This is a genomic window from Paramicrobacterium fandaimingii, from assembly GCF_011751745.2.
GTDB lineage: Bacteria > Actinomycetota > Actinomycetes > Actinomycetales > Microbacteriaceae > Paramicrobacterium > Paramicrobacterium fandaimingii.
Genome location: NZ_CP061170.1, coordinates 878,743 through 890,891, shown reverse-complemented (window position 1 = coordinate 890,891; position 12,149 = coordinate 878,743). Strand labels below are relative to the sequence as shown.

9 protein-coding genes are annotated in these 12,149 nt (G+C 65.5%); 1 reads left to right on the top strand and 8 read right to left on the bottom strand.

Features of this window, described 5'->3' with window-relative positions; genetic code table 11:
• Nucleotides 1–5: 5 nt before the first annotated feature.
• The 8 genes from guaA to HCR84_RS04255 all read right to left on the bottom strand — a co-directional run bounded on the left by guaA (nt 6) and on the right by HCR84_RS04255 (nt 10,634).
• The gene (gene guaA / locus HCR84_RS04290; protein ID WP_166984168.1) at nt 6–1,589 is read right to left on the bottom strand and encodes a glutamine-hydrolyzing GMP synthase; all 1,584 of its coding nucleotides are present in this window, start codon (nt 1,587–1,589) and stop codon (nt 6–8) included.
• Nucleotides 1,585–2,040, bottom strand: coding sequence for a DUF3817 domain-containing protein (locus tag HCR84_RS04285; protein ID WP_166984107.1), 456 nt, complete (start codon nt 2,038–2,040; stop codon nt 1,585–1,587). Before HCR84_RS04285 ends, guaA begins: the two co-directional genes overlap by 5 nt.
• A gap of 4 nt (nt 2,041–2,044) precedes the next feature.
• Nucleotides 2,045–2,872 carry an SURF1 family cytochrome oxidase biogenesis protein gene (locus HCR84_RS04280; protein ID WP_166984108.1) on the bottom strand — a complete coding sequence of 276 codons (828 nt, stop codon included), beginning with the start codon at nt 2,870–2,872 and terminating at the stop codon, nt 2,045–2,047.
• A 45-nt stretch (nt 2,873–2,917) separates the two neighbouring features.
• Nucleotides 2,918–3,913, bottom strand: a complete 996-nt coding sequence (locus tag HCR84_RS04275; protein WP_166984169.1) for an NAD-dependent epimerase/dehydratase family protein — start codon at nt 3,911–3,913, stop codon at nt 2,918–2,920.
• Nucleotides 3,910–6,564 carry an alpha/beta fold hydrolase gene (locus tag HCR84_RS04270; RefSeq protein ID WP_244972562.1) on the bottom strand — a complete coding sequence of 885 codons (2,655 nt, stop codon included), beginning with the start codon at nt 6,562–6,564 and terminating at the stop codon, nt 3,910–3,912. The genes HCR84_RS04275 and HCR84_RS04270 overlap by 4 nt, the downstream gene beginning before the upstream one ends.
• Entirely contained in the window at nt 6,561–7,583 is a 1,023-nt protein-coding gene (locus HCR84_RS04265; protein WP_166984109.1) for a 3-oxoacyl-ACP synthase III, read from the bottom strand. The genes HCR84_RS04270 and HCR84_RS04265 overlap by 4 nt, the downstream gene beginning before the upstream one ends.
• Before the next feature lie 145 nt (nt 7,584–7,728).
• Nucleotides 7,729–9,456, bottom strand: coding sequence for a glycerol-3-phosphate dehydrogenase/oxidase (locus HCR84_RS04260; RefSeq protein WP_166984110.1), 1,728 nt, complete (start codon nt 9,454–9,456; stop codon nt 7,729–7,731).
• A gap of 53 nt (nt 9,457–9,509) precedes the next feature.
• Nucleotides 9,510–10,634 carry a GuaB3 family IMP dehydrogenase-related protein gene (locus HCR84_RS04255; protein WP_166984111.1) on the bottom strand — a complete coding sequence of 375 codons (1,125 nt, stop codon included), beginning with the start codon at nt 10,632–10,634 and terminating at the stop codon, nt 9,510–9,512.
• 205 nt (nt 10,635–10,839) lie between these two features.
• Here HCR84_RS04255 and HCR84_RS04250 point away from each other — a divergent pair, with 205 nt between their 5' ends.
• Nucleotides 10,840–12,057, top strand: a complete 1,218-nt coding sequence (locus HCR84_RS04250) for an ROK family transcriptional regulator (RefSeq protein ID WP_166984112.1) — start codon at nt 10,840–10,842, stop codon at nt 12,055–12,057.
• The last annotated feature ends 92 nt before the right edge of the window (nt 12,058–12,149 follow it).

Genomic DNA, 12,149 nt, shown 5'->3' with positions numbered 1-12,149 from the left:
GAGAGTCACTCCCACTCGATGGTGCCCGGCGGCTTCGAGGTGATGTCAACGACGACGCGGTTCACTTCTTCGACCTCGTTCGTTATGCGGTTCGAGATGCGCGCAAGCACGTCGTAGGGAACGCGCGTCCAGTCCGCGGTCATCGCATCTTCGCTCGATACAGGGCGCAGCACGATCGGGTGCCCGTAGGTGCGGCCATCGCCTTGCACCCCGACGGAGCGCACGTCGGCGAGAAGCACGACGGGGCACTGCCAGATCTCGCTGTCGAGACCCGCTGCCGTGAGCTCGGCGCGCACGATGGCATCTGAGCGGCGGAGCACATCGAGACGCTCGGCCGTCACCTCGCCGATGATCCGGATGCCAAGTCCTGGCCCGGGGAACGGCTGACGCCCAACGATGGCGTCGGGAATGCCGAGCTCGCGCCCGATTGCCCGCACCTCGTCTTTGAACAGCGCGCGAAGCGGCTCAATGAGCTCGAAGTCGAGGTCGTCAGGCAGCCCGCCGACATTGTGGTGGCTTTTGATATTTGCGGTTCCCGTGCCGCCACCAGACTCGACGACGTCGGGGTAGAGCGTGCCCTGCACGAGATACTTGATCGGCGCGCCGCCGATGGCCTTCGCCTCTTCGACGAGGTCGCGCTGCACCTTCTCGAAGGTGCGAATGAACTCGCGGCCGATGATCTTGCGCTTCTGCTCGGGGTCGGAGACGGCCTCGAGGTGGCCGATGAACGTGTCTGCGGCATCGACGGTGACCAGGCGCACGCCCGTCGATTCGACGTAGTCCTTCTCCACCTGCTCGCGCTCGCCCTGCCGCAGCAGACCGTGGTCGACGAACACGGCGGTGAGCTGATCGCCGATCGCCTCGTGCACAAGCGCTGTCGAGACAGCCGAGTCGACGCCGCCCGAGAGCGCGGAGATGACGCGGGCATCGCCCACCTCGGCACGGATGCGCTCGACCTGCTCGGCAATCACGTTTCCCGAGTTCCAGTCTGCGGGAATGCCAGCGGCCGTGTGCAAGAAGTTCTCGAGAACGTTCTGACCGAACGCCGAGTGCTTCACCTCGGGGTGCCACTGCACGCCATACAGGCAGCGGTCGTCGTTGCCGAACGCCGCAACCGGAGTGGATGCCGTCGTGGCGAGCACGTGAAAGCCCTCCGGCGCCTGAGCCACCGAATCGCCGTGACTCATCCAGACGGTCTGCTCAGCAGGCTGTCCGCTCAGAAGTATGCCGCCATCGCCCGTGAGCGACGCAGCCGTCGATCCATACTCGCGCTTGCCCGTGTGCGCGACATCGCCGCCGAGGGCGCGCGCCATCACCTGAAATCCGTAGCAGATGCCGAGGGTCGGGATGCCGAGATCGAAGACCTCGCTGTCGAAGCCGGGAGCTCCTTCGGCATAGACGCTCGACGGCCCGCCCGAGAGAATCATGCCGACGGGCTGCTTGGCGCTCACCTCAGCGGCAGTGATTGTGTGGGGAACGATCTCTGAGTACACGCCGGCCTCGCGCACGCGACGCGCGATCAGCTGCGCGTACTGTGCTCCGAAATCGACGACGAGAACCGGCCGCTGGGCCGTGGTCTGCTCGCTAATTGGTTGCCTCCTGTGTTTCGGCATCACGGGTCTGATCATCACGGGCACTGCGCTCTGCGAGGTACGCTCTCACGCGCTTCGCCATTCTCGCCTCGACGATGAATGACAGAAACGGCACGACGCCGCCCAGCGCGATCAGAACAAACGTCATCAGCGGCCAGCGCATGAGGCTCCACAGCCTGAAGTCGGCAAACAGATACACGACGTAGAACCAGCCGTGCACGACGAGAACACCGATCGAGAGATTGATGGCCGCAACGCTGCCGCTCGGAACAAAAGCGAGAAAACCGTAGGCGCCGCCGAGCTCGAGCTCAAGGCCGAACGCGTATTTCATCAGCATCTCGATGCACAGTGCGAGCAGCAGCACACCCGTGATGATCGAGGCGACCTGATACAGCTTGAGGGCACCCGGAATTTTGGGCAGATCGGATGCTTTTGGTTCAAGTGCCATATGTCTAGTTTACTTTCTCGCTCGACGCGCCGTTTGCCGCTTCCGCCAGTTCGCGCTCTTCGATGTCGCGTTCCCAGGCGTCCTTCACAATGCGGAACCAGAGGAACACGGCGAACGCGGCGAAAACCACCCATTCGATGGCGTAGAAGATGTTCAGCCAGTTGATCTCCACCTCTTGCTCTGGCGGAGGCGAGTGGATGGCCGTCAACCCCTCGGGGGCCGTATCTGCGACAACGTAGGTTTCGTAGACGTCGACGCCGTCCATCTCCTGCCACTCGTTGACGAACCACGCGGGCGCCATCGTCGAGATCTCGTGTGGGGCATCTTCGTCGAGCTCAGGAAACTGCGCCGAGAGCACACGACCGGTGACGGATACCCATGAGCGCTGCTGGGCGTTCAGTCGCTCGGCGACAGCATCCGCCTTCTGCCGTGATGCCGCCCAGCCAAGGCCGACGGCGAGCGCATCACCCTGCTTTGTGACGAGATGCCCCGAAACCCAGTAGCCGGTCTCCCCGTCGTTCACCCTGTTTGTGACGACAAGGTAGTCGCCCGGAACGAACTCACCCTCGACGTTCACGATCTGCCCGACACGCTCGGTGCGCAGCAGGCTGCCTGTGTCGACGATCTCGGTGAGAGGCTTCACCGTCTCGGTCGGCGCCGTCTGCTGCGTTGGGGCCGCGCGGTACGCACGCTCGAGCTGCCATTTGCCGAGAGCGGCGAAGGCCGCGGCGATCGCGAGTGCCAAAACAAGCAGCGCGATCCAGCGCGGCATGATCATTGTGCGAAACAGCGTGCGGGGCTGATCCGGATCGCGACGGGAAATGGCGCTCACTCTTTCGGCAGGCTCAGATGCTCCCCTGCGGGAACACCTTCGACTTTAGCTGTTCGACGCTGTGGGCACGCTGAGCCGACTGTCGTGCTCGCCGAGGCGACGCAGGCCCTCGTCGATGCTCACCTGCGGGGCCCACTCAAGGTCTCTCTGCGTCTCGCGCTGGTCAAACCAATGCGAGGTCGAGAGCTGCTCGGCGAGAAACCTCGTCATCGGGGGTTCGTCTCGCCCGGGCCGGATGCTCCACAGTCGCTCGACGAGGCTGCCTGCCACCGTGGCAATGCCCGCCGGAATGCTGAAGCGCGCGGCGGCAACGCCCGCCGCTGCGCAGATGCCGGCCATCAGCTCGGCGACAGGGCGCGGTTCGCCGTTCGTGATCACGTAGCGGCGGCCGCCGAGGTGCTCTGCCCGCTCGAACGCGGCGACGATGCCGCTCGCTGCATTGTCGATGTAGGTGCTGTCAATGAGCGCGGTTCCGTCGTTGAGAAGCGGAAGCGTCCCGCGGCGCGCGCGGTCGACGATGCGCTCGACAAGCTGCGTGTCCCCCGGGCCCCACACCAGATGAGGGCGCACGGCGACGACACTCAGGTCTGCGCTGTTTCGTGCGAGTGCCAGCAGCTCGCCCTGTGCCTTCGTCCGCGCGTAGTCGCCACGTGCATTCTCGGGGTCAGCAGGTTCGGCGCCGACGCCGGCAAGCGACGAGCCGGTGTGGGCGACTGACGGCGACGACACCTGCACGATGCGTTGCACGCCGGTGCGCTCGGCCGCGTCGAGAAGCGTTCGCGTGCCGTCGACATTGACGCGGCGAAAGTCACCGCGCTCTCCCGCGAGCGACACTTTGGCTGCCAGATGCACAACGCCGTCAACTCCGGCGAGTGCGGCAGAGACGAGGTCGCTGTCGGTGATCGATCCGCGCACGTCGCGCACGCCCTCGATGCCAGACGGGCTGCGCTGCAGCGTGCGCACATCGTGCCCTGCGTCGCGCAGCTGTGTTGCGACGGTGCGCCCGAGCAGCCCGCTCGCGCCGGTGACGACGACGATCATGGTGCGACCAGCCGATTGCCAGCCAGCATCCGTTCGGCCCACGCCGACAAGCGCGACCGATCGATCTTCGAATTGTGCCGAATGTCGGTGGGAAGCCGCTGCACCTCGAGAACGGCGACGAGCGGCAGCGTCGTGCTCGCCCGCACCCGCGCGGCGAGGTCGAGCCCGACGAATCGGGGAGCCCGTGTTCCCCGCATCGTCTCAATGACGGCGACGGCCTGGCGCAGCCCATCGGGGCCGATGCCCACGACGGCGGCCCGGCGCACCTCGGCGATGCGTTCGAGGTCCTGCTCGGGCCCGACGGGCGCGACAGGCCCGTCGCCCGTGACGATCGTGTGCTGCACACGACCCTCGACCCACAGCCGCCCCTCCGCATCGAGATGGCCGATGTCGCCTGTGCGGTGCCAGCGGCCTGCAGGCGGTACATCCCGGGTCGCGCGACGGTCTGTCAGCCACAGCCTGTCGTAGCGCTGCTTGAGATGCGGCGCTGAGATGAGAATCTCGCCGAGCACGCCCGGGGCGGCGGATGCTTCTCCTGTCGCGTCTCCGGCGGAATCAAGACAGCTGATGAGCACGCGGTTGTCGCCGAGCGGCGTGCCGACGCAGACGCCGCGGTCGTCGGCATCGCGAACGACTCGAATTCCGTCGAGCGTGACGTCTGTGACGAGCAGACACTCCGTCATGCCGTACGGCGTATGCGGTGTCGCATTCGGCATGAGCTCGGCGGCCGAGGCGAGCAGCCGCTCGCTGATCGGCGCGCCCGTCGAGAGGAAGGTGCGCACCGTCTCGAGTGCCGCGCGGTCGTCTGGCGTGAGAGCGCCCGCCGTCGCGACGACATTGAGAATGGATGCCGGTGAGAGAAACACGATGCGGGCATTCGATGCGCGCACGGCTGCCGCGACGGCCACCGCGGTGAGCGTGCGCGGAGAGCTGATGTCCATGTCGGGCGTCACCGAGCGCGTTCCCAGGGCCGGGCCGAGTAGCGCAAACGGGGCGAAGCCCGTGACGAGCCCGGTTTCGGGCGTCACGTCGAAGTGCGCGGCAACCACATCGCGCATTGCCGACAGCTGGGCGTGCGTGTAGACAACTCCCTTTGCCGGCCCCGTCGATCCCGAGGTGAACAGCACAGCGGCGACGTCGTTCGCCGTCGGCTCGTCGGGGAGCCGCTCGACGTTGCCCGCCTCGAACAGGTCGCTCAGCGTATGCGTCACGCCGAACGCCGAGGCAGAGAGGCGCGGCAGCGTCGCCGTCGAGATGCGCTGCCCCGGCCAGCCGAAAACACGCGCGGCGCTGAGTGCGCGAGCATCCCCGATCACGACGTCGGGGCGTGCCCCGCGAATCGCACGGCTGAGCCCGCGCACGCCGAGCCCGGCGTCGGCCACAACGACGACGGCGCCGATGCGCAGACAGGCGTAGATCGCCGCGGTGAGGGTCGGCCCCGGCTGAACGAGCAGCGAGACCCGGGAGCCCGAACGCACGCCGATGCGATGAAGTCCGGATGCCAGTTGGCGCACCCGCGTCGAGAGCTGCCTCCAGCTCACACGGAGCGGCTCGCCGCTCGTCGTCATATCGGTGACGGCGAGACTCGAGTCGTCGCTGTGCTCATCGAGTCGGCTCCACAGCGGAGTGAAGTCGGGGTGTGCAGCGACAGCATCCTGACTCGCCGCCTCTGCGGGTTCTGCGGGTTCTGCGTCGATGCTCTCGGCCAGCCAGTCGAGAATCGCGGGCCCGTAGTCAACGTCTTCGGCGAGAAGATGCCCTGCCTCTTCGAAACGGTGCACGCGCGCGTGCGGCATGCGCTCGATGAGGTCGCCGAGGTAGCGGTCGCTGAAAATCGGATCGCGCGGGCCCCACAGCAGCAGCGCGGGAACGTCGAGCCGTGTCACCTGGTCGGCGATGGCGTCGAGAGTCGCCCGGCTTTCGTGATGGGCCGTAGCGGGAATGTCTTCGACGAACCCCTCGATTCCCTGGCGACGAGCTGTCTGCCTGTATGGCGCCCTGTAGGCTGCGGCAACGTCTGGCGACAGAGGTGGGTGCGCGAGCGACAGCGTCACGTCGAGAAAGGTGCTCGTCTTCGACGTTGCCGTCGCCACGACGCCCCGAGCACCCGCAAGGCGCAGCGGCGCTGGAATGGGCACATCCTCTGGTTGGTGCACCGCCGTGTTCAGCAGGGAAACACCGGCAAGCTCGGCGCGGTGTCGGCATGCCCAGCCGAGAGAGATGACGCCGCCCCAGTCGTGCCCGAGCGTGACGATCGGCCCAGTGAGACCCAGCTCGGCAGTGAATGCCGAGAGATCATCGACGCGCTGAGCAAGCGTTCGATGCAGCCCCGTCCGCTCGGAGAAGCCCATCTCAAGCTGGTCAACGGCGACGACCCGCCACGGACGGTCATCGTCGGTCTGCGACACGAGCGCTCTCCACAGATACGACCACGTGGGATTGCCGTGAACGGCAAGGATGGTGCCCGCGGGGGTCGCGTCGTGTTCTGCCAACTCCGCAGAATTGTCGAGGTAGTGCCAGGTGCGCGAGCTGCCCTCGTCGATGCCCACGCCGGGCACCGTCACAAGGTGGCTGTATGCGGGATCGAGCCCGGGCAGGTCCGCCGGCGGCGTCGATGCCGCCAGCACGGTGAGCGAGTCTCGAGAACTCACCACGCCAATTCCATCATCGCGGTGTTCAGACCGGAGCCGACACCCATGAGCAGAACACGGTCACCCTTCTTAAGGCGCTCCTTCTCTTCGGCAAGCGTGATCGGAATCGATGCGGGTCCGACGTTTCCCAGCCACGGGAAAGTGATGGGAACCCGGCGCCTATCGAGCTTCGCAGCTTTGACGATGGCACTCGTGTGCACCTCGGAGACCTGGTGGGTGATGTAGCGATCCATCGCACCCCAGTTCCACTCCTTCGATGCTTCCTTCCACGCCGAAACCACCAGGTCGAGGCCGCCCTTCAGCAAGGCCTTCGCATCGGTGAACATGCCGTCTGTGCTGCCGACGCACAGCTCGTGAAATTGCGTTGCCGCGCGCGTCACGCCGCCGAGAATGCGGTGACCCTCCGGGTGTCCGTCGACGGGTCCGATGACGGCGGCCGCCGCACCCGAGCCGAGCGTCAGCGACGCGAACTCGCTCATGAAGCCGTCTCGTCCGACGTCGTCGCGCAGCAGACGAGTCACCGTGTTGTCCTGAATCTCATCGGCATCCTCGCCGTTCACGATGAGCGCGTAGCGAATCTGACCGGCGTCGATCATGCCCGCCGCAAGGCTTGTGCCGTTGACGAACCCGAGGCACGCGTTCGCCAGGTCGAAGTTGATTGCCGAACTCGGCAGGCCGAGCCCATGGTGAAGGCGCACGGCGACAGACGGCTCGAGGTGCTTTCGGGTAACCGACGTGTTCACGATGAGCCCGATATCGGATGCCGAGATGCCGGCTTCGTCGAGCGCTCTGCGACCCGCGGCCACCGTTGCATCGTCGGAGTTCTCGCCCTCGGCCCAGTTGCGGCGCTCCGTCACTCCGGCGACGCGTTCGAGAAGGCTCCCCGGAAGCCGGAGCCGCTTGAGCGACGCATCGAGGCGCAGCTCGATGTCTGCAGACGTCGTCACCCGAGAGGGCAGGGTGCTCGCAACCGAAAGCAGAGCCGCATTGCTAAATCGCGTTGTCGCATTGCCAGCCACATATCCTCCGGACTCGCGGGCTTGTTCCGCAAACACCCCAGTTTATCCGTGCGCCCACTGAGCGTGCCCTGTGCCCTGTGTGATGCACAGGGCGACGACACGGGACACACAGGTCCCGCCGAGCCGCTCAGGCTCGCGAGATCGCTCAGGCCTGCGAGATATCTGGCGCCTCCAAGCGAACGCGCTCGGCGGATTCATCGTCGGGCTGCTCTTGCGACGCTCGCTCGGCGGCGACGCGCTGCAGGTAATACGTCACCTCAGACTCCTTCTTCGCGGCATCCCAGCCGAGTGCCTCTCCCATGAGCGCGGCAACGACAGGGGCGGCCGAGACGCCGCGGTCCCACGCCTCGATCGAGATGCGCGTGCGCCGGGCGAGCACGTCTTCAATGTGCAGCGCGCCCTCGCTGGTTGCCGCATACACGACCTCGGCCTTGATGTAGTCGTCTGCGCCGGGAAGCGGCTCCTGCAACTCAGGATTGTCGCGCACGAGGTCGAGGATGTCGTCGGCGAGCACACCGTAGCGGTTGAGAAGGTGCTCGACCCGCACCTTGTGCACGTCGAACTTGCGCGCGATCTTTCCGCGCTTGTTCCACGCGGCCTGGTAGCCCTCGGCACCGAGAAGCGAGATGTTGTCTGTCGCCGACTCGGGAATCTTTCCATCGAGCGCGTCGACTGCCGCGTCGATCGCGTCCTTCGCCATAATGCGGTACGTCGTCCATTTGCCGCCGGCAACCACGACGAGGCCGGGAACGGAATGCGCGACGATGTGCTCGCGCGACAGCTTCGACGTCTCGTCGCTCTCGCCCGCGAGAAGCGGCCGCAGCCCCGCGTAGACGCCCTCGACGTCATCGCGCGTGAGCGGCACGGCGAGCACGCTGTTGACGTGCTCAAGCAGATAGTCGATGTCCGCGGCCGTCGCGGCGGGGTGAGCCTTGTCGAGGTACCAGTCGGTATCTGTCGTGCCGATCAGCCAATGCCTGCCCCACGGAATGACGAAGAGAACGCTCTTCTCTGTGCGCAGGATCATGCCCATTGTCGACTGGAAGCGGTCGCGGGGAACAACGAGGTGAATGCCCTTCGAGGCGCGCACCTTGAACTGGCCCCGCTCCCCCACCATCGACTGCGTCTCGTCTGTCCAGACGCCCGTCGCGTTGACGACCTGCTTCGCCTTCACGTCGAAATAGGTGTCGGTCTCGAGGTCGTGCGCCTTCACGCCGACGACGCGCTGTCCGACCTTGAGAAAGCCTTCGACGCGCACGCGGCTTGCCACGTGGGCCCCGTACGCCGACGCTGTGCGAGCAAGCGTTGCGACGTAGCGCGCGTCATCGACCTGCGCGTCGTAATACGTGAGTCCACCGACGAACGCATTGCTGCGCAGCGACGGAATCGACTTCTGCATCTGCCGCTTCGTCAGGTGCCTGTGGTGCGGAACGCCCGGGGGACGCAGTCCCGTGTAGCTGAAGATGTCGTACAGCATCATGCCGGCGCCGATGTAGATGCGCTCCCAGACGGGCTTGGTCAGCGGGTAGAGAAAGCGCACGGGCTTCACGAGGTGCGGAGCAATCCGCTGAAGAAGCAGCCCGCGTTCGATGAGCGCCTCACGCACCAGACCGAAGTCAAGCTGTTCCAAATACCGGATGCCGCCGTGAACGAGCTTCGACGACCGGCTCGACGTTCCGCTCGACCAGTCGCGTGCCTCGAGCAGTCCCGTGGAAAGACCGCGTGTAGCGGCATCCATGGCACTTCCGGTGCCCACGATTCCGCCGCCGATCACGAGAACGTCGAGTTCCTTCGAGCTCATCTCCTCGATCGCGTCGATTCGCTCCTGTGGACCCAGTTTCTTCGACCGCGCGACGGTCTTCTTGGCGCTCATTCAGAACCTCCATCAACGTGAGCCTGTCGAATGCTCACGCCCTTGGTTCGACGCTAACGCAGTCGGTACGGCGCGACAACTACTTCGACCCTCTGAAACTCTTTGAGGTCGCTGTATCCGGTCGTCGCCATCGAGCGCTTGAGCGCCCCGAGCAGGTTCGCCGTGCCGTCTGGTGTCGTCGCCGGGCCGTAGATGATCTCCTCGAGAGTGCCCGTTGTTCCCACCTCGACGCGATTGCCTCGCGGCAGCTTCGCGTGGTGAGCTTCCGCACCCCAGTGAAAGCCTCCGCCGGGGGCGTCGCTCGCGCGAGCAAACGTCGTTCCGAGCATCACGGCGTCTGCACCGCAGGCGATCGCCTTGACGATGTCGCCCGACGTTCCGAGCCCGCCGTCGGCGATCACGTGAACGTAGCGCCCGCCCGACTCGTCGAGGTAGTCGCGGCGCGCTCCAGCGACGTCGGCGACAGCAGTCGCCATGGGGGCATGGATGCCGAGGGTGTTGCGCGTCGTCGATGCTGCACCGCCGCCGAAGCCGACGAGCACACCGGCGGCACCCGTGCGCATCAGGTGGAGCGCCGCGGTGTACGTTGCTGCTCCCCCGACGATCACGGGAACGTCGAGTTCGTAGATGAACTTCTTGAGGTTGAGCGGCTCCTGGTTCTGCGAGACATGCTCGGCAGAGACCGTCGTTCCGCGAATGACGAAGAGGTCGACGCCGGCGTCGACAACCGTCTGGTAGAACTCCTGCGTGCGCTGCGGCGAGAGCGAGCCGGCGACGGTGACGCCCGCCGCGCGAATCTCCTCGAGCCGCGCGGTGATCAGCTCTGCTTTGATCGGCTCGGAGTAGAGTTCCTGCATCCGGGCGACGACCGTCTCGGCTGGCAGGCTGCGAATCTCCTCGAGGATCGGCTCGGGGTTCTCGTAGCGCGTCCAGAGTCCTTCAAGATCGAGCACGCCGAGCCCACCGAGCTGGCCCATCATGATCGCCGTGCGCGGAGAGACGACGGAGTCCATCGGCGCGGCGATGAAGGGCGTATCGAACGTGTAGGCGTCGATCGTCCACGTCGTCGAGACATCTTCGGGGTCGCGTGTTCGCCGGGAGGGCACGATCGCAACGTCGTCGAACGAGAAGGTGGTGCGTGCCCGCTTGGCGCGGCCGATTTCTGTTTCTTGACTCACGGCTTCCACCCTATCGCGCTGCGCGAATCCCACATCGCGGTCCCGGAGCACTCACGTAGGGCACAGCGCCGGGCTGAGGCTGCTCACACCGAGGAGCTTGCACTCATCCGGCCCGTCCCCACGAAAGCGAGTGCTGCGGAGATACCATGCTGAGTGCGCAGGCTCTTATCCGCGCGACATCGACACGGAGAATGCGGGAGGGTGAATGCGAGCAACGACACACAAGTCGTCGACGGCGACGAGCAACACGGTCTCACGAGTCAACCGCACAGCCATCGTCGAGGCTCTCCGCGAAGAGGGGCCCCTCTCGCGCCAGCAGATTGGCGTATTCACCGGCCTCAGCCCTGCTACGGTCAATCGTCTCACCGCGAACCTGATCGACGAAGGCCTTGTCGCGCGTCAGGGCCAGATTCCGTCGACAGGCGGCCGCCCCTCGGTGCTGCTGAGCTACACCGGCGGCACACAGCTTGTCGCCTGCATTCAGGTGCGCGCTGACCGTGCACGTGGCGCGCTGATCGATTTCGACTCTCATTTTGTGCACCGCGCCGACGCGGTGTTCGACGACCTCCCGCCAGCCGATTCACACACGACCGTTGAGACTGATGTGCGCCTTTCTCGCACGCTCGAGCTCCTCGACGATCTCTTGGAAACCGCACGGGAACTCGGCACCCCGTGCGTCAGTGTCGGAGTGTCTGTGCCGGGCGTCGTGACGCAGCCCGATGGCCGGGTCGCCCACCTGCCCGAATTGGGCTGGCCAGAATTCCCGCTCAAAGAGCTCTTTTCTGCGCGAACAGAGCTGCCCATTGTGATCGAGAACGACGCAAACGCACTCGCTCTCGGGGAGATGCATCACGGGGTCGGCCGAGGAATCGGCAGTCTCGTCGCGGTCCACCTCGAAAACGGGCTCGGTGCCGGCATCATCAGCAATGGGCGAATTCATCATGGGTTTCGCTTCGAAGCGGGCGAGATCGGCTACCTCCTCATGGAGCCGTCGTCACTTGAAAAGTCGTATTCGGTGTTGGGCGATCTTGAGGATCGCGTCGGCTCCGTCGCGTTGACGCGAAAGGCTCGATCTCGAGGTCTCGATGTGCCCGAGGGGCACCTGCTCATGGCAGACGAGATATTCACCCGAGCCGCTCAGGGCGAAGCCGTCGCCGACGACATGGCATCGGAGATCCTCGACATGGTGGCCATGGCCGTCGGAGCGATGTCGATCATTCTCGACCCCGAGGTGATTGTGCTGGGCAGCGGGCTCGCCGCGCACATGGAGATGGTGATCCCCGCGATTGAGGAGCGTCTCGCCGGTCGCATCATTCACGTGCCGCACATGGAGCCGGCAACCTTCGTCGAAGACGGCGTGCTGGTGGGAATCGCCGAGCTCGCCGCTCTCGACGTGCGCGGATTCACGTACGTCGCCGGCTGACGTCACGCGACCTGTTGACAGTCACCCCTTCACGGCTCTATATTCAGTGTGACTTCTTTTCGATGTGATCAATAAGAAGTCGGACGCGAGGA